The organism is Pseudoalteromonas shioyasakiensis (assembly GCF_022398475.1).
Classification (GTDB): Bacteria; Pseudomonadota; Gammaproteobacteria; order Enterobacterales; family Alteromonadaceae; genus Pseudoalteromonas.
The window spans coordinates 1-18,796 of sequence record NZ_JAKEVM010000046.1 but is presented as its reverse complement, the minus strand read 5'-3'; the positions used below and the strand labels follow the sequence as shown (position 1 = coordinate 18,796).

Genomic DNA, 18,796 nt, shown 5'->3' with positions numbered 1-18,796 from the left:
GATAGTCTGCTATACATAATTTAATAACATTAAAAAACACTGTAGGTGCATCATGGAAGTGCCCGATTTATCGCATAATTTTAAGCTATTCATGTTGGTTTTTAACATTACCATTCTTTCAATTGGGTTGGGTTATTTTATTTACTCTGGGGTTTATACCTTGGTAGGGTTCTTCTAAATAATCTTTATGCTTTCGCAATAGGTAAATCTGAAAGTTTTGTTGTATAACTCAAAGGTGCTAAATCATCTTTAGGCCGCCAAGACTGAGAGAACCCTTCACTTGCGAGCTTTATTGCACTACGTCCAAATTTTCTATTTATCTCATCAATGACCAACGTTTTTGAGCTAATATTCAGTGGTAAAGTCTCAGATAACAGTTCAAGTTGTTGCGTATCATCGTGTAATGAAAGTTCTTCAAAAATAACGCCAGCTTTTTTGTATTTAAACCCCTTCTTATAAATAGCTTTTAATGCAAAGCTTGCATAAGACACCAGTGTTGATGTATCCGCGGTGGGGTAGGGTAGTTTAATTGATTGTGACTTATGATACTGCGGCTCTGCCTGTCTAAATGAATCTGTGTGGATGAATATTGTTATTGCTGATGTGTAAGATTTAAATCGACGAAGTTTAAACGCAGCCTTTGTTGCATGTGCTGTAACAGCTTCAGAAAGCTCCGTAAGCTCTATCACCGGTTTTCCCATACTCTGAGATACGCAAATTCTATCGCGAGAGTCGTTTACATCTTTCAATTCAACCGCAGATTTTCCTCGTAACTCTTCCACAGTACGGGCAAGAACAACTGTGAACGTTTTTTTGATCCAACTAATGTCGGCATTTTTAAGGTCATATCCCGTATAGATTCCAAATTTATTTAGCTTTTTAGTAGTTCTATTTCCAACCCCCCAAATATCCTCTACAGGAGTATGTTTGAGAGCCCAATCAATTTTGTATTGTGAATCTAATACAACCACACCATTGGTGTGTTCTTTCCACTCTTTCTTTTTGGCGCAGTGACTTCCAAGTTTCGCTAGTGTCATTGTCTGAGATATACCCAAGCCACAACTAATACCTAAGTTCCTCTTAAGTGTCCTCTGTATGGTGTGTGCGTAGTCTTTTATATCTTTTGTAAAGTTTATATCGATGCGCCCAAAGCATTCATCAACAGAGTATCGTATTGTATCGAATAGGAAGTACTCTAACTCGGTATGAAAACGGTTACTCAAATCACCAAACAGCGTGAAATTACTCCCCCACAAGTGACCACCATGCGCAGCCACCAGTTGTTTAACTTTAAATGCTGGCTCTCCCATTTTGATACCTAAATCTTTGATAGCTTGATTTCGAGCTACAACATTGCCCTGGTTAGAACTAAGAACGCCAAGAGGGGTTTTATCAAAGTCGTATTGGGGGTTAAAGAGTTGGCAAAACGAAACGTAAGCAGCATTGATGTCGCAAAGAACCCACATAATTAAAATATCTTGATTAAACCAGTGACAACGCCCCAGACTACATGAGTATCCCAGTCATTGTTTTCATCGATATCAATTTCAATTGGCTCGAAGTCGGGGTTTTTACTAATAAAAACGGCTTTGTTGTTTTTTAATTGTAGTTCTTTCACAACAAATTCGTTGTCTAATGTAGCTAATACGATTCGTCCAGTTTTAATTGTTACTGACCTATCTACAACTATTATCGAGCCGTCAGTAATGTCTGGGGACATGCTGTTGCCTGACACCCTGAATAGGAATGTACTACTAGGGCGCTTAATTAGGAGCTCATCTAAACTGATTGAGTCGGATAGGTGATCTTCGCATGGATTGGGGAAACCTGCAGCAACTGAAAAGTCTGCAATAGGTAATTCTGTGGTTGAAGGGGTAAGTTTGCTAAGCATAATCACAAAATACTGTACAAATAAGGCTCTGATCCATTTCTGTGTTGGTTTGTTATACTAAGAAGATCAAATCATGTTAGGAGCGTCTATGAATAACACTCAGTTTGCCAATCTTCAAACTACATTAGAAGAGCTAACTTTTGTTCAGTTGAAACGCCTCCGACAACACATCGAAGACATGATTTCTTCGAATCATGTAGGTAAAGCTATTGCTGTGCATGAGGAAGGCGTAGCCGAATGTGCCCATTGTGGTAGCCAAGAGTTTACAAAATACGGAACAACAGCACGAGGACAGCAGAGATATAAATGCAAAGCTTGTGGTCGAACTTTTAATTCACTTACTGGTACGCCATTATCTGGTATGAAAAAACAAGATAAATGGCACCAGTATTCAGAAGGCATGTGGTTTACAGCCAAGATCAGAGAAGCAGCAAGTGAACTAGGGATTAATGTTAAAACCGCTTGGCGTTGGCGACATCAGTTATTATCTAAACCAAGACAAAGAAAGCCTTCAGAGCTTCATGGGATCATTGAAGCCGATGAAACCTTTATCAACGAGTCGTTTAAGGGTAAACGCCAGTTGGAAAGACCTTCACGTAAGCGTGGTGTTAAGAGCCATGACATACCTAAAGTACCAGTTATGCTTGCATTAGATCGCAACGGAGCTGTAACTCACTGCGTCTTGCAAAGAAACACAAGAGAAGAGCTAGAGAAATCACTAGCACCAGTATTAACGCCTGAGAGTGTATTGTGTACCGATGGCAATTTGTCATATCAAACCATCGTTAAAAACCTTCCTTTTGAGCTTGATCATAAACGCCTTATAGCTATTGATAATCAACGAGTTATAGATGGCATCTATCACATACAAACACTAAACAATTGGATGATGCGCTGGAAACAGTGGCTAAGGCAATTTAATGGGGTTGGCACAGATTACCTTGACAACTACATCGCTTGGTTTAGGCAAATGGAGCAATCACAAGAAGATGATAGCTGGGTTGTTTTAGCACTATAAATATTTGGAATTTTAATGAAGATACTTAAGATATTGACCGTTGTTTTTATTACGTTTTTTATAGCTTCATTTGGTTACTTTAAAAAAGATGCCATTGCTTGCGAACTGATAGAGGTATCACACTTCAATGAAGTGTCACCTAATTTATATGTTGACCAAAGTATCGACAGCCTAAAGCTAGTAGAACTATCAAATGCTGTACAAGCGGCTGCTAAAAGGGTTTCGGATATCTATGGCACTCCAACTTCCAACCCTAGAATCATTGCTACAGCCGAGACAAACTATGCAAAGTTCGGATTTAACCCCACAGGTATGCAAAATTCTGGTTTATTTAGAGAATGTATATTCCTCGGTCCCAAAGGACTAAACATTGATGTTATAGCCCATGAACTTGTTCATGCAGAAGTCAGACACAGAACAAACCTGTTTGTTGAACTAACTCAATTACCTGCTTGGTTCATTGAAGGTACAGGGATCAAAGCAGATTACCGAAAGCCATTTTTATTAGAAAACATTGATGTGACAAGTGATGACGTAGCTAAGATTAAGTCGGTGTTTTACCTTAGTGACTTCCCAAACACCAATGTAAAGTATTATCAAGCATCACTAATTGCTGTGGAGCCGATGAACCCAAAGGACATGTACAGAGCCTTAGAAAGATTGAACAATGGCGAACAGTTTGAGGACGTTTTTAACGAATTCTTTTAAGTGTTGATTAATATTGAAATTTTATTATATCAACACAGAAATGGATCAGAGCCACAAATAAACAGTAATTTTAGATGTGAATATTCCACATTACAACCAAGAAGTTTCTTTTAGGCTCGCGGTCTATGTGATTTCATCAATTATTAGTTAAATTTAAACCTTTTTCCCAGAATCAGGCGCGATTTAATGCATATGATAGCTTTGGCAAAAATATATGAGCTGGAGTAACTATGGATTTATGTTCAATTTCTGCGGAAGACGGTGATAAAGCTGTTTTCTTCAATGGGGTTTTGATTGCATACTATAATGCAGCAACTGATGAGCCAAACGTGTTATCTTTTGTTGAAAGTGTTGCTGATAATTTGAGTAGCGCTTCTGGTGCCAATATTAAAAAGGCGAAAATAGACAAAGCTCCTGACTTTGTTCATTGGGAGCAGAGCAAACAAGTAGAGAATATACTTTGGCCCAATGAAACAGCTAAACCTCCTATTTCTGATTTTTTCTCTCCAATTGAGCTGAATTCTCAACCATAAACATTCATAACAGTTTATCGCTTGACCGCTAAATTTTGCCTTCGCAGGTGCGGTCAAGCGCTCCTCTTAAAAAATCATGTAGTAAATTTTTATTACTGTATTTGAGAGAGATTTCACGTCTACTCGCTAACGATTAGGAAGCAAGATCAGACTAATCATATTTTGCACTTTTAACGATTCGCCTGTAGTTGAACCCAACTATAAAAGTGCTTTTACTCCAGTGTTAATTCCGAAACCGCCTAACGTTAAAAATATAAACAAACAACTTCCCAAAAGTAGGGGTCTTATTCCAGCTTGACGAATTGCCCCAATGTGAGTTCGTAGTCCCAATGCCACCATGGCGATAGTGAGTAATATATTATCAAACCACACAATATTGTTTGTTGTACTCTGAGATAGGTTAATTAGTGAATTACATCCACTTACTAAAATGAAGTAAACCGCAAACCAAGGAATTGATAGGCCTGAAGATTTTTCTAAGTTATAGTTTTTCTTTGTATCCTTTCGTTTTTGCCAATATGATAAACCAAACAAAAATGGGGCAAGCATCATTACCCTTAACATTTTTTCAATTACTGCCGTGTCGGCTGCATTTGCACTAATAGCGGTACCCGCAGCAACTACCTGAGCTACTTCATGAATGGTTGAACCAACAAAAATACCGTATTCGTATTCACTCAACCCTATATATTCAAACATTAAGGGGTAAGTAAACATACTTAGGGTTCCAAATACAACGACTGTTGCGACCGCAATAGATACTTTATGTGCTTGTGCTTTAATAACTGGTTCTGTTGCCATTATTGCTGCAGCACCACAAATAGAGCTCCCAGCACCAATAAGAATAGTTGTTTGCTCATCAAGTTTAAATAAACGTTTACCTAACTGAATTGCTAGGATAAATGTACCTAGTAATATGGCTAAATCAATAACTAGCCCTAACCAACCAATTTCTGTTATTTGTGAGAATGTAATTTTAAAGCCAAATAAAATGATGCCAGCTTTAAGTAAGAAGCTTTTTGCGTAGTCTACTCCAATATCAGTATGAGTTGCGATACGGGAAAACAAACTGTTTCCTACTATGATGCCGAGGATAATTCCAATAGTAAGTGAGCTAACTTGTGCATTTTGCAAAACGGAAAGTTTACTTAGGGCTATTGATATACTTGCTAATGTAATTACCAACATTAGGCCCAACCACCATCGACTATCTGTGAGTTTTTTTGTTTGGGATTTAAATAGACACCGCGTATAGAACAACATAAACGTCCTTCAATAAATTGCTTTATTTACTTGACTGCATTTTAGAAAGACCCAAAATATAACTCCAATACATTAATTTTATGATTTAATAACTTAAGGTTATCTTATGAACTTGAACGCATTGAGAGTCTTTTATACTGTAGCGAAATTGCAAAGCTTCTCGGGTGCGGCAGAAACTCTTTTCATTAGTCAGCCAGCGGTATCTAAAGCGTTAAAAGAGCTAGAGCATCAATTAAGTCTTAAACTTATCGAACGTGCCACCAAAGGGAGAAAACTCGCATTAACTGAGGGCGGAGTTGCTTTATATGAACATGCTCGTAATATTTTTGCTATTGAAAAGACGGCAATAGACGATATAAAGTCACGTACCGGACTAAAGCGTGGCACAATTGTCATTGGTACTAGCACTACAATTGCAAGTTATTGGTTACCACCTTACTTAGCCAGGTTCTGTAGTGCTTACCCAAATATAAAAGTTGAAGTGAAGGTCGAAAATACGGAAAAAATTGAACATGCGTTGCTTGAGTGCTCTATTGACTTGGCTCTAGTTGAAGGGACACCAACAGAAAAAAAGATAGTACCTAGACACTGGCAAGATGATTTGATGAGTGTCGTTACCCCACCTCATTTTAAGCCTAGCCCTAATTTAAATGAATGGCTTAACCAACAGTTTTGGTTACTCCGTGAGCCAGGCTCTGGAACACGTGAAATGTCAGTTAAAATGTTAGAAAAACAAGGTATAAAAGTTAGTAATAGTATGCAACTAGGGAGTAATGAAGCTATAGCTCGCTCAGTCGCACAAGGAATGGGAATAGCCATATTGCCAAATGTGGTCACAGAAGATTTAGTGCAACTAAAAAAGTTAAAGCGCTTGAGTCAAGTTAAAGGTGAAATGCTATCTAGGCCTCTATATCAGTTACAATGCCGAGGTAGATCTTCTTCACATTCTGCCGAGGCATTAAAAAGAATTTTATTTTCAGAAGTTTAGCTTCAAGTGCATCCGCAAGTTTAGTTTCTTCACTACTTTTAGTTCACTCAAACCATTTTCGTAGGTTAGGTATCTTTCAAAAGAATGGTTGAATAGTTAGTCTATCCTCAAGTTCTTCCCAAAGGAATCTAAAGCACGGAGCTGACGCATTAATTTTCTATGAGAAATTCAATCGTCAAATTTTAAAAAGCTTATTGATTAATGTATGAAATTTCAGGGCAAAGATCAGCCCAGAACGAGAATGGTCGCTGTGCATGGGGATTATAATTGGAATTATCTTCACTCATTGCTGAGTTATACATTGCGAGCCAGTCTAGGGCTTTCTTAGCATTTATACTTACATAAGCCTTAATTTCAAAAAAGTTAAAGTGGCGTTCAACAATCATTATAATACTCCAGTCGATTTAAACCTTAAAATATCAATTAACGACTCATAATCGTTAGGTCCCCACATAACAGTTTAAGTCTGGGAGGGGCCACCATTTTTAAAAGCTACCTAAGTAAACACCTACTAACAGAAATTACCCTGTGCTACCTTGAACGTAAAATTTAACGTTCTGAAATGTATAATGATTCATGCATCAGAGGTATGGGGGATTCAATAACCCTATGATATAGCGATGAAAATTAGTAAATAGTTATATCAAAAAGTAACTCGTAGTAAGTCCTTGTTTTGCATCTCATTGTCGTTAGTTTTCTTAAACCTTTTCATAATATTTCATACGGTGAGAGTCCAGGTCTTTGTCGACTTCTTTTAGTTCGAACAAACCGATTTCTGGGTGGCCTCAACGGACAGATCATGGGCTGGGATTTTTTCATTAAAATTAGCAAGCTCGTTTTTGCCATAACTTCTGCATCACTGATGCTCAAACCGTTAGTTATAAAATCCTCAATAATTGACTGTCACCGCTAATACTACAGCTTGTTTATTTTAATGTTCTATTTATTAAATATCTTAAATTTCACCTTTAATGGCTTTCTGTTAAAAGATAAAAGAGGGTGCAAAGACAGTTGGAAATTAAGCCAAACTTACACAGTATGTTTTATCAAGTTAAACTTATGCTCAGATAAGGTGACATAGATTGTAATCAAAAATCTGCAAATTTCTTTTCAGTAATGCAGTACGTTATAAAATTTTTGTCACAAGACTTGAGCTGTTCTTTTTCTTTGTTCCACTTCTCTCTAAATGTCGATAAACATCGGCTTCCAACCCACTGTTCAACAGTAATAATTGAACGATTAATTGGAGACTCCATTAGTGCGTCCAGTGGGTGTACGGGAATGTTACTTAGATTTTGTTCTGCTTTTTTTCTAATTAAGACTTGATTTATTGCCATTGTTTTCTCCAATCTGTTATTAATCCTTACTAGACAATTTAAGGCTTCTTTTTGTTTTTTAGCAAGATTAACGTTTGGTAATTTGTGTTAAAGCAGTGATTTGCTCTCTATCTCACCGACGCTCTTACGCTTAACTTTGACTACTTTGCTGGTTGATAAATAGGCCTTTATTGAAAGAGCAATACAATCAGCATCATAATTTTTATAATGCTGATCGTTAATTAAGCAATAGATAACAAAGACTTAAATCTAGCTACAAAACATAATAGAGAAGCCTTTTTTATTAGTTAAGGGCTCGTGTTGTCCTTCTGTTTGCTTATATAAGCGAGTGGTAATATAGCTAATGCAACCATAACAACTCCTGCAATAGGCGTGTCTGACAGTTTACCTATAGCAACAAGGCTTCCTCCAGAATATTCACCCAAGGCAATACCAAAATTAAATGAAGCAATATTGAGTGCAGAAGTAAAGTTCACAGCTTTTGGTGTATGTGTCGAAGCTATTTTTAACATTCCGGTTTGTAGTGAAGGAGAAAGTGAAAAAGCTAACAGTCCCCATACAAATAATGCGGGGGCCATAGACCACTTTTGTTGCATTGCGAAGAGCAATACTATAAACATCAATGCAAGAGCACCAAAATTTCCCTGCAGTGTTTTATGCCAGCCAAAGCGAACTGATGTATTTTCTCCAGCAAGATTTCCAATAAAGGTAGCTCCCCCGAAAACCAAAAGTAGTATGCTCGCTGTTTGCTCATTAAAGCCAGTTACTTCTACCATTATTGGGGTTATATAAGTAAACGCTGTAAAGGAAGCACCAAACCCTAAAATAGTTACCAGCGTCATGGCTAAAACACGTGAATTTGTTAGTGCACTTAATTGTGTCTGAACTGATGATTTTGGTGATGAGGCTTGTGTAGGTAAAAGCTGGTTTGTGGCAATCTAAGACAAATACGGCTAGAAATGGCCATTGCCATCCAGCCATGTTACCAATAAAGCTACCTTGTGGCACACCTATAACCATAGCAATAGTAAGCCCTGCAAACATTAATGCTATTGCTTTTGACCAAATACAGTTGTTTTGTCAAATGGTGATTGATTAAAATAACCTTTCATGCTGTAAATAAGAGTGAAATCAAAAGCTAGATGACCCTTATTTTTGAAGTCATCTAGCTGTAATTTTTCTAAGTATGCAAAGCATTCAGCGATCAGCTCTAGCAACTGAGATTTCCCTGAACCGTTTAATCCAATAAATGCAATCACATTATCTGTGGTACTTTCAAAGTTAAAGAGGCGATCTATTAGTCCTTTATATTGTCCATCTAATCTCAGTGATAGTAAGCGCATTACACTTTTTTTCTTGTGCGAGTGTTCTTTTTTGGCTTCAGCTTTTTTCGTTCTGCTTTAACCTTTGCTAGCAATGCTTCTGCAGAGTTTTCACCGCTGATAAGCTCAGGGTTTTGCTCTCGCCATTTGGCGGTGAGTTCACCACGGAAGGCTTTGGCGAGGATCGATTGTGTGAGTTTGTTAACCCGCTCCTGGGCGGCGTTTACTTCCGCTTCGACTTTATTGGCATAGGCGAAGAGTTTGTCAACACGGTGGACTATTTCGGCTTGTTCGCTCTGAGGAGGAAGTGCAAAAGGAACGTCATTGAGCATAGTCAAACTCAAGAATGGCTGAGCTCCACCTTTAGCTTGATCTTGAAATATTCGTTGTTTTGCAGATTCAAAATAGTACTGTAAGTAACTAGGTGCTATATAATTAGGTCTCTTTACAATAGCGATGTTTTTGAAACTGAATTCAAAGCCTACATCAATCAAGACATTATTTCCTGTCCCTGCACCAATATTTACAACTAATAAATCACCGACCTCAGGTTTACACTTGTTATATAATTCTCTGTGAACACCTTCGGATACGAAACGGTTTTCCGAGAAATTCAATTGACCACTAGTTAAATCCTTTGCCATTAAATATGGAAAGCCGCTTTCCAATACTTTTGGTGTGTTATGTGCTCCATCTGTTATTTTAAGTGCCAAATGTCCAAGTCGTACCCAGTCCCAACTTTCAGGTATTTCATATGGGACACTTAGCACATTTGCTTCTTTGGCCAGTTTCCCTTCTTTAATTCCTTTATGAAGCCTCTCTTCCTTAGTTTCTTCAGTGAAGTTTATAGATTCAGGAGCGTGATGCTCCAAACGCCACTCTTCAGTCAGCTTACCACTTACAGCTGTGGTGAGGACGGATTGGCGGAAGCGTTTTAGGGTGTCGGGGATGGTGTCGAGGTGGGTTTTAATACTGTCGACTTTCACGAATAATTTATCCAGTTTTTCAGCAATGACCTTCTGCTCGGCGATTGGGGGAAGAACGAAGGGAGCTGCTTTACCATCTTTTGTTCCAAGCCGCGGCATATTCACACCATAACTTACTTCATTCACATAAGATAAAAACTTATCTCCTTTTAACCAATACAAGAGGTATCTATTATCGACATGTGGACTCGCATCCATCGGAATAACTTCTGTAGTTGCAACGCCCTCTTGATCAGCAATAATTACCTTATTTAAGTATGGACGTAGCTTACCGTAGAGCACATCTCCTGATTTAAATTTATTCTTCGTACTTTTAAACTGTCTTTCTGCTGCATCAACCCTTTTTATTAGCTTTGAAGATTCCTTTTGTATATCTTCAAGCTCCAATACCCAAGTTGAAGGGCTCACATCTTCAAGGCGGCATTTTTCGGCTTTACCATAGTCAACAATATCGCCAAGAGTAACAGTGTACCATTCGCCTACAATAGAATTAGTCATCTGCCAGCTCCGCTAATAACTCATCCAACTCCACCAGCGCACTGGTTAACCCTGCTTTGGCTTCTTTAGCCAACACTTCGGGTGCTGGTAGGTCGGCGGCATCGACACTGTCTTTGTCTTTTAGCCAACTGATATCGAGTGAGTCGCCTTTGGTGTCACTAATCCACTGGCGAGTAAAACAGCGCCAGCGGCTATGTGCGAGTTTATTGTCAACGCCTTTATTTTCTGCGGTAGCTTCTTTATCTACGGCGATTTCTTCTGCACCAAAGCTGTATTCGCCTTGGGTTCGGGCCGCAAGTATAGTGGCTATATCTGGTTGTCGCGATAAATCACGACCTACAGGATCAAATGCTTTTTCAAATGCACCTAAGTGAGGGTCTTTACCAAAGTCTTCTGCTGCAAAGCCAATTTCGGAGTTACCAAAAGGTGTACGTTTACCAAAACTTGGCATGTTGGTGCGTAAGTCATACACCCAGACGTTGTCGGTGCAGTTTTCTTCTTGGTGTTTGTCGGTGGCAGAACCTTTGGTAAAAAATAGCACGTTGGTCTTTACGCCTTGGGCATAAAAAATACCTGTAGGTAAACGCAATATGGTGTGCAGGTTACACTTGTTCATTAAATCGCGGCGCACCTCTGTGCCAACACCCGCTTCAAACAATACGTTATCAGGCAGCACTACGGCAGCACGGCCGCCAGGTTTGAGGTTGCGGTAAATATGCTGTAAAAATGCCAGTTGTTTGTTGCCTGTTTTGTGAGTTAAATCGTCACGAGTATTGCTAGCTTCACCGCCTTTACTAGTACCAAATGGCGGGTTGGCTAAAATGATGTCTGCGCTTTTTAGTGCTTTACCTGCATCTCCAAGCGCATTGCCTAAATGCACCACGCCTTCATCGTCGCCTTCCATACCATGGAGTAAGCAATTCATGAGTGCTAAGCGGCGGGTGTTGGGTACGAGCTCAATGCCTACAAAGGCTTTATTCTTTTGGTATTCGGCGTCTTTGGGGCTTAAATCGAAATAGTCGTCAGTTTGCTCGCGCATGTATTGATCTGCTGCGACCAAAAAACCTGCGGTGCCTGCTGCTGGGTCTTGTATTACTTCGCCTGTTTTTGGCTTGATGCAACGTATCATGGAGTTTATGAGCGCACGTGGTGTAAAGTACTGTCCCGCGCCAGATTTAGTCTCGCTGGCGTTTTTCTCTAATAAACCTTCATATAAGTCACCCAGACCGTCTTTTTGCGCGCTAAACCAATCAATTTGATCCAGTGTTTTAATCATTTGCTCTAAATGACGCGGCTCACGTAGGCGGGTTTGTGCATCGGCATAAATAGCGCTGATCAATGGGTCTTCATGTACCTGAACCTCTTTGGTTTGGCCAGGGTTTTCTGGGTCTGCTTCAAGACGTTTACCCGTTGAAAGCGCGAACAAAATGGCTTTGTAGTCATTAAGTAAGTTGATACCTGATTTTTCGTTAATGTCTTGCCAACGGCAGCCCTCTGGCAGCGGGTGTTTTTTTAACACGCCTGCTTCGGTGTTTTCGTGCACCATTTTAATAAAAAGAAGCAGTACGAGTTCTGTTACATAGTCGCTGTAGTTAATGCCGTCGTCACGTAGTACGTCACATAAGTTCCAAAGTTTTTGTACGATGTCGTTATTAGTCATGATGTTCTCAAAATTAGTAATAGGGTGTTAGCCGTGGGCAACCAGTAGGGCGCACAAAGGCTCGTTAATGTAGTAATTAGCACGGCCTACTTTTTGTTTGGTTAAAAAGCCGTGTTCCACCAGCTGCTCCAGGTATTTGGTGGCAGTAATGCGAGTGACACCGAGTTCCTCAACAATAAAGTCTATTTTGGTGTAGGGGTGGTTAAATAGGTTATTGAGTAAATCTTGGCTGTAAATTTTAGGAAGTTGGGCTCTAATGCCGTGTTTTACTTCTGCCATAAGGGTTTTCATGGCGGTGATAAGTGAAATAGTGTTTTGCGCGGTATCAATGACACCATCAAGCATAAACTCTAACCAAGGCTCCCAGTTGCCGGTATCGCGCACTGCTTGTAGGTTAGCGTAGTAATCGGCTTTGTTCTGAATTACAAATCGGCTCAGGTAAAGTACAGGCAAGTTTAGTAAATCTTTGGTGACCAAATATAAAATATTTAAAATACGCCCTGTACGGCCGTTGCCATCGTAAAAGGGATGAATACTTTCAAATTGGTGATGAATAATAGCCATTTTTACCAGAGGGTCGGCATCGCATAGTTCATCGTTGTTGATAAACTGCACAAGGTTATCCATTAGCTTTGTAATTTCATCAGCGTGCTGTGGTGGCGTGTAAACCACTTCACCAGTGCGTGCGTTTTTTAGGTCAGTACCAGGGAGCTTTCGTAAACCTGCATCGTTATGTTCTAGGTTTTTTTGTATTGCGAGTATGTCATCAAGACGAATAAGTTTGCTTTTACGCGCTGTTTCGAACCCTTGCTTTAAAGCAACGGCATAATCTTGTACTTCTTTAGTTGCGGGGTTAGTGACCGCTTCTTCAAACAGGTTCGCTTTATAGAGCTCATCGTGTGTTGTTACGATGTTTTCCACCTCAGAGCTGTCTTTTGCTTCTTGTAGGGCGAGTGTGTTAATTAATATGGCTTCATTAGGTATGCTGGCTGCAACGCCTTTTAACTCAGCTAAATGGCGATGGGCAGTGGCGGTTTTTTTTAAAACAGCGCGGGTTTCCCACTGTTCAATATTCGCAAGCGGTAACGGTTCTATAGTGGTCGACATAGATAGCTTTTATCCTTTTTTATACATGTCAGCGTTGTTATGTATAAATTTTTCATAAAATTATACATAACCTATATAACATGTATAGTAATTCCATTTATTTATATACGTTACTTTATGCGCTCTTAATAGGCCAAATAGCTTCACTTATTTCACCAAGTACAGTATCTAATTGATTATTAAGCACCTTGTCAAATTGCTTCGCGCCACCGTGCTGATCAAAGCGGTTATTAACAAACTCTCTGTCGACGATAACTTCATGCACAAGTTGTTTGGCAAGGCGCTCTAACCATTTGCGCTGATTAGGTGTCCATGAATGTGCTTGGTATATACGTAACATTGCTTGAGCAACACGTTGTTCAAAGGGGATAAGAGGTTCGCCTAAGGCTGCGCGCCGAATGTGACCAACAATACTTGCTGCTATATCTTGATTGGTTTGATTACGTACCGCGCTTTGTAAATTCGCCTCTGAGAAGCCTGCACCATCAAGTAATAGTTTTACTTCAGTTAATTGCTCACGAGAAAGGTCGCGTGGTTTACTTACCACAGTCGCAAGGGCTATGTTTTGGTTTAACTGCTCTTTAACGAATTGATTAAAGCTCTCTAGGTAATCCTCTGGTTTTTTGTGTGTGCCCCAGCTTTGTGTTCTTTCACGTATTTCATCATGATGTTCAGAGATAACGGGCTGGTGTTCACTGCCCAATAAAGTATTGACCTGTGCAAGCTGGTGGATTAAACCACTATGTTCGGTGATAAAGTTTGCAGCTTGTTTTGGCCCTAGTTGGTGTAAATGGGTATGAAGGTTTTTAGGCTCTACTCCCCATAAGCTTTCAAGCTCGTTTAGTTTTTGTTTTAGTTCAGGCTTTGTTTCTGCCTTTTTTTCTGCTTTACGTAAAACCCGCATGACCTTTTGGCTTAACTGACTGAGTACAACATCGGCGTGACTTTCTTGTGGTGAGTCGCCAGGTGTATTCAGAGCTTGTTCTAATAGCTCTGGATTAGTGATTTCATCCACCAACTGTTCTAGGGTTATATTAGGGTCTTTAACCAAAGGCTTCATGGTGTTCACTTCAGCCAAAGCTGAATAAATATCGACAGGGTCGTAGATACGGAATACGGTTTTACCTATTTCATCGCAGCGGCGAGTAGCACGGCCGATCATTTGTTCGTATAAAATGCGTGATTTAACTCGGCGCATGAAAACAAGATTACAGACTTTAGGCACGTCAATACCTGTAGTGAGCAAGTCTACGGTTATGGCAATGTTAGGGTAGCGTTCGTTCTTAAACTGTCTAATTCTCTGGTCGACTTTATCTGAGTCGCCTTTAATAACTTCTACAGCCGCTTGGTTATACTCACCGTTGTATAGATCTTTAAATGCACCATCAAGTAATCGCTTCATCATATCGGCATGAAGGCCGTTTTGTGAGGGGGCACAAAATATAATGGTTTTTTCATCACCAAAGGGATCGAGTTCTTGAATAAGTTGTTCGCAAATAACTTTGTTGAAGTTCTCGTTAATAACCTTGCGGTTGAATGCATTAATCTCGAAATCAAGCTCATCATCCAGGTCTGCAGATTCAATTTCCCCCGTATGAGTATTAATTGATTGGACTTTATCACCTTTATCAAAGTGAATGCCATTTTGGCTTAGTAAGGTTTCATAACGGATAGGTGATTCATGATCGATAAGCCAATCTTCAGCAACAGCCTCACGGTAAGAATAGGTGTACACCGGTTTGCCAAAAATTTCACTGGTGTGCTTGGCTGGGGTTGCTGTGAGCGCTATTTTCACAGCATCGAAGTAATCGAGTACGCGTCGGTAACTAGATAAATATTGGCTAGCGTCCCGTGTAGCAAGTTCGCCCTCTGTCATTTCTTGATCAAGTGTGTAACCTCGGTGTGCTTCGTCGATAATGATACAGTCAAATTGATCGAGCGGAGGAGGGTTATCACTCATAAATATGCGTTTAACCATTGCTTGCACGGTAGCAACTTGTACGCGCGTTTCAGCCTCTGCACCCATATCACCAAGTTCTGCGACATTATAAATTTTTGAAAGAGTATGATTTTGCTCTAGTGGCGCTTCGTTAAAGGCATCGAGTGCTTGCTGGCCCAGTGCGGTTCTATCAACTAAAAATAAAATGCGTTTAAAGCGTTCTGCTTTTAAAAAACGGTACATTAAACCGATGATTGTGCGGGTTTTACCAGTACCCGTAGCCATTGCAAGTAATGCTCGACGTTCGTTATTTGCAAGTGCATGCTCAACGGCACTAATTGCATTTTTTTGGTATTCCCTAAGCTTTAAGTAGCCAAATGGCTCTTTATCTAATTTTTTTTGTGCTTCGCTTTTGCTGCGCTTGAGGGTATCAAGCAAACCTGTTGGCGTGTGGAATTTACTTAAATCTCGTTTTGTATTTGAGCACTCCCGTACATCACGAAACCAAATACCTGATTGTTCAGCGAGTTGTTTTACATGAGGGCGACCGTTACAAGAATACACAAATGGGACTTTATAGTGGCCTTCGGCTTCATCTGGCCATGCTATGGTCAAACCTTGCAATTCCCAAGCGGGTAGTAGCGGTGGATTGACTGTTAGCCCTTTACTGTATCGCTCAGCTTGACGAATTTTACCTGCAACATTGGTGTTTTCTTTTTTGGCTTCAACCACGGCTATGGGTGTTAACCCTGCAAATAATACGTAATCGGCTCGGCCGCGTTCGCCATTGTATTGCGTTGGCCACTCAGCAATTGCGATATTTTTACCTTTTTCAGGACGAATGCCGTTTTTATAAGTAAGCTCTTCACTATCAGCCTGCCAACCTGCTTCTGTTAATTGCTGATCTATTAAAATACGAGTTAACGCTTCGTCGAGTACGATATGTTTAGTTGCTGCTTGAGTGTTATTGTTTAGCTTTTCACGTTGGTTAGCTTTTGACTTTTCATCTTGTGAAGCTAGCTGTATTTGCAGTGCCTTTATTTTGGCTTCGTACTCTTTTTGTTGTTGCTGCAATGCTTGTTCATGAGAGGCCGCTTGTTGCGCTAATAATTTAGACTCTTCGTCCATTTCATACGCTAACTGCTCATATTCATGCTTTTCTTTGGCGATTAACTCATTCAGCTGGTGGCTTGAATTTAAATCAAGATTTGCTTTTTGTAGGTCAGTCTTTAAGTTAGCAATTTCACTTTGAAGTTTACGTAACTGTTCACTCGGATCTGAAGGCGCAATAAATGGCCCAGGCTTAAACTTTGGGCCAGCTTTACCAAATGACTGGTGAAACCAAATTGCTAATTTACGGGCAACTACTAAGCCGTTAATTGCTTCTTTATGCTTTGTTTTAAATTGGTGGGTTGCTTTATTACCTTCAACCCTAAGAGTGCGGAATAACTCTCGTACAACATTTTCTAATTGTAATTCACGATTAATTTTGTATAAAAGGTCAGCTTGTGTTGTTTGTTCATCAAACTCAATACCAGCCAATGCAGCAATATGTTGTGCTAATGCTTCGCCTAGCTGACGTAGTTTTATTAATGTGGTATTTGGATCACTGGCGAAAGAGCGCTCAGCGGATAAAGCAAGCTCAGTGAATAATGGATCATGTTCAGCTAAAAACCCAAAATTTCCATTAGACGCAGACATTCATAAACTCCATTTAAATGATAAACAACAAGCCAAGTATATGAGATATAAAGGTTCACAAGCCCTGTTGCCTGAATATTGAATACATTATCACTAATAGACGGATTTTCAACTTTCTTATGATTAGTGTGTTTTACAAAAATACATAGAGAAAATTAAATTTACACTCTTTCCCCCCCACCACAGCGCCAATTTTGTTTGGCATTATTCTCTCTGTTGTTAGGAGCACCTAACAATAAACCTATTTAGGAGAAATATAATGACGAAGAAAGAAACCCCAATGACTACCGATGCTTTGGCCCGTATTCAAAGAAATGAAGCTAAGCAAAATGGTGGCGGCGTTGATTCTAATGGTTTTGCTGCTCGCGCAGCTAGAGCCGCAAACAAAAACCAACAAGGGAAAAAATAAAATGGCCCAACATGATGATGACAACCGTTCACAGCAGCTAAACCCTGAGCATGACGCTTATTGGCAAAGCCGAGGTGAAGATGAGCGCCCTGAAGACTGGGAAGAGCGCTTAGACGATTAATTGCAAAAGCTAAGGCCGTCTAATTTTGAAGTTAGATGGCCGAATTCTCGCGTTCTGAATAGTACTTAAAGTAAGCAGGGTATTGCCCAATAATCTCATTGAAAATAGGAATAAGTTTTTCGCTTTCAGTTTGTTCAAAACATACTTGTATTTTTGTGTCTATTCCTCGACTAATCCTGAAGTACACAAGTAATGCTGAAGAATCTAAATCACATAATTTCTCGCAAATTGCACTTACAAACCTTTCTAACTTTAGAAAAGAAGGTAAGTTCTTCCCGTTGCGCCAATCTTTTAGTTGTTTGTATTGTCTATCTTTCAGGGGCTCGCAACTTTCAGAGTCATTTAATTGAGAGTTTTCAATAGGTATATAGCTTGCCAGCTGCCTCCAGCTAATTGATTTAATTTTCGATGATATAAATTTTTTTAGCTCTATAAGTGCAGCATCGAAACAGCTGTTAACTTCGTCAGATTTAATCAATGTATTCAGTACTCCAGTAAAGAAACTTGAGTATTGTTTATCTTTACAGGTTTCATCTAATCTCTCGTAGTAGAATTGAAGACCTATTTCATAGTTGGCAATTGCAGATAAGTAGAAATCAAATGTTAAATAGTAAGATGCTCCTGCAATAGCTAATACTTCATCGAATGTATAGTTTTCTCTTCTTTTATCTAACTTAAAAAACTCATCTAGAACTTCGATCTGTCTGGATGGTACTAAACTTTGTGCATGCCAATGTGTTTTTTGTAATAGCCAAATATCCTTAGGATCATTCTTATCAATAATTTCTGATTTTGCCTTTCTATGAATTTCACTCATCAGTAAGTAGTCTGCATTAGAACGTTCTTCAAGCCAGTCCATTAATACGTTTAATTCATTATCGTTTTTATTAGCCCTAAGGCTGAATTTATAACTATCAACACACGAATAGAAATGGCTTGCATTTGAGCCAACTACTACAGCTTTATAATTTTTCTTGAGAAGTTTGGGGTTAAAAATGTGGACAATACTAGGTGACAAGGACAAAAACCAATTTTCAATTTTTTTGAAGGTAGGCTTCCCTATGCCTTTAGTTGATAAAGTCGAAATAGAACTTTTACTTACTGGTAGTTTAGCTTCATAAAATGACTGAGCATAATCAATAATACCTCGAAAGTTATTTGGGAGATGTAATAAATAAGCTACTTCATCATATGATGGGAGGTAAGCACTTTTAAAGTTAATTATTTTAAAAACATATTTGTTACCTTCATTAGGTTTGAGCATATTAGTCCTTTATTTCGCCATGAAAGTTAACTTCAGAGCTTTACTCACTTA

At 39.3% G+C, this 18,796-nt stretch carries 17 protein-coding genes; 5 read left to right on the top strand and 12 right to left on the bottom strand.

The genetic code is table 11. From position 1 onward, the window contains the following. Positions 1-185 precede the first annotated feature (185 nt). On the bottom strand, positions 186-1,466 hold the full coding sequence (locus L1D51_RS10175; protein ID WP_239963598.1) for a Y-family DNA polymerase: 1,281 nt from the start codon (positions 1,464-1,466) through the stop codon (positions 186-188). Between the two features lie 2 nt (positions 1,467-1,468). After that, positions 1,469-1,891, bottom strand: coding sequence for a LexA family protein (locus L1D51_RS10170; RefSeq protein WP_036973999.1), 423 nt, complete (start codon positions 1,889-1,891; stop codon positions 1,469-1,471). Positions 1,892-1,979: 88 nt separating this feature from the next. Here L1D51_RS10170 and L1D51_RS10165 point away from each other — a divergent pair, with 88 nt between their 5' ends. From L1D51_RS10165 to L1D51_RS10155, 3 genes are all read left to right on the top strand, one after another. Continuing rightward, a complete protein-coding gene (locus L1D51_RS10165; protein ID WP_202940883.1) occupies positions 1,980-2,909 on the top strand; it encodes an IS1595 family transposase in 930 nt (309 codons plus the stop codon). 15 nt (positions 2,910-2,924) lie between these two features. Further along, positions 2,925-3,617, top strand: coding sequence for a hypothetical protein (locus L1D51_RS10160; protein ID WP_202940884.1), 693 nt, complete (start codon positions 2,925-2,927; stop codon positions 3,615-3,617). Positions 3,618-3,847: 230 nt separating this feature from the next. Further along, positions 3,848-4,150, top strand: a complete 303-nt coding sequence (locus tag L1D51_RS10155) for a hypothetical protein (protein ID WP_036973954.1) — start codon at positions 3,848-3,850, stop codon at positions 4,148-4,150. A gap of 198 nt (positions 4,151-4,348) precedes the next feature. Here the strand turns inward: L1D51_RS10155 and L1D51_RS10150 are convergent, their stop codons facing one another. After that, positions 4,349-5,413: a YeiH family protein gene (locus L1D51_RS10150; RefSeq protein ID WP_138533991.1), complete on the bottom strand. Its 1,065-nt coding sequence runs from the start codon at positions 5,411-5,413 to the stop codon at positions 4,349-4,351. 106 nt (positions 5,414-5,519) lie between these two features. Here L1D51_RS10150 and L1D51_RS10145 point away from each other — a divergent pair, with 106 nt between their 5' ends. After that, positions 5,520-6,401: a LysR substrate-binding domain-containing protein gene (locus tag L1D51_RS10145; RefSeq protein ID WP_138533992.1), complete on the top strand. Its 882-nt coding sequence runs from the start codon at positions 5,520-5,522 to the stop codon at positions 6,399-6,401. 191 nt (positions 6,402-6,592) lie between these two features. On the opposite strand, the gene L1D51_RS10140 is transcribed toward L1D51_RS10145, so the two are convergent. The 8 genes from L1D51_RS10140 to hsdR form a co-directional block, all read right to left on the bottom strand. Continuing rightward, on the bottom strand, positions 6,593-6,787 hold the full coding sequence (locus tag L1D51_RS10140) for a hypothetical protein (protein ID WP_138533993.1): 195 nt from the start codon (positions 6,785-6,787) through the stop codon (positions 6,593-6,595). Positions 6,788-7,489: 702 nt separating this feature from the next. Then, entirely contained in the window at positions 7,490-7,738 is a 249-nt protein-coding gene (locus tag L1D51_RS10135; protein ID WP_138533994.1) for a hypothetical protein, read from the bottom strand. A 287-nt stretch (positions 7,739-8,025) separates the two neighbouring features. Next, complete coding sequence (locus tag L1D51_RS10130) at positions 8,026-8,676, bottom strand: MFS transporter (RefSeq protein ID WP_283235326.1); 651 nt, start codon at positions 8,674-8,676, stop codon at positions 8,026-8,028. A gap of 111 nt (positions 8,677-8,787) precedes the next feature. After that, entirely contained in the window at positions 8,788-9,081 is a 294-nt protein-coding gene (locus L1D51_RS10125; protein ID WP_138533996.1) for a hypothetical protein, read from the bottom strand. Further along, on the bottom strand, positions 9,081-10,544 hold the full coding sequence (locus L1D51_RS10120) for a restriction endonuclease subunit S (protein ID WP_138533997.1): 1,464 nt from the start codon (positions 10,542-10,544) through the stop codon (positions 9,081-9,083). The genes L1D51_RS10125 and L1D51_RS10120 overlap by 1 nt, the downstream gene beginning before the upstream one ends. After that, positions 10,537-12,204: a class I SAM-dependent DNA methyltransferase gene (locus L1D51_RS10115; RefSeq protein WP_138533998.1), complete on the bottom strand. Its 1,668-nt coding sequence runs from the start codon at positions 12,202-12,204 to the stop codon at positions 10,537-10,539. The genes L1D51_RS10120 and L1D51_RS10115 overlap by 8 nt, the downstream gene beginning before the upstream one ends. Before the next feature lie 27 nt (positions 12,205-12,231). Next, positions 12,232-13,311, bottom strand: a complete 1,080-nt coding sequence (locus L1D51_RS10110; RefSeq protein ID WP_239963597.1) for a Fic family protein — start codon at positions 13,309-13,311, stop codon at positions 12,232-12,234. 115 nt (positions 13,312-13,426) lie between these two features. Next, complete coding sequence (gene hsdR, locus L1D51_RS10105) at positions 13,427-16,951, bottom strand: type I restriction-modification system endonuclease (RefSeq protein ID WP_138534000.1); 3,525 nt, start codon at positions 16,949-16,951, stop codon at positions 13,427-13,429. 259 nt (positions 16,952-17,210) lie between these two features. Between hsdR and L1D51_RS10100 the strand changes: the two genes are divergently transcribed. After that, complete coding sequence (locus L1D51_RS10100) at positions 17,211-17,360, top strand: hypothetical protein (protein ID WP_167330986.1); 150 nt, start codon at positions 17,211-17,213, stop codon at positions 17,358-17,360. Between the two features lie 152 nt (positions 17,361-17,512). On the opposite strand, the gene L1D51_RS10095 is transcribed toward L1D51_RS10100, so the two are convergent. After that, the gene (locus tag L1D51_RS10095; protein WP_138534001.1) at positions 17,513-18,745 is read right to left on the bottom strand and encodes a hypothetical protein; all 1,233 of its coding nucleotides are present in this window, start codon (positions 18,743-18,745) and stop codon (positions 17,513-17,515) included. Positions 18,746-18,796: the final 51 nt, after the last annotated feature.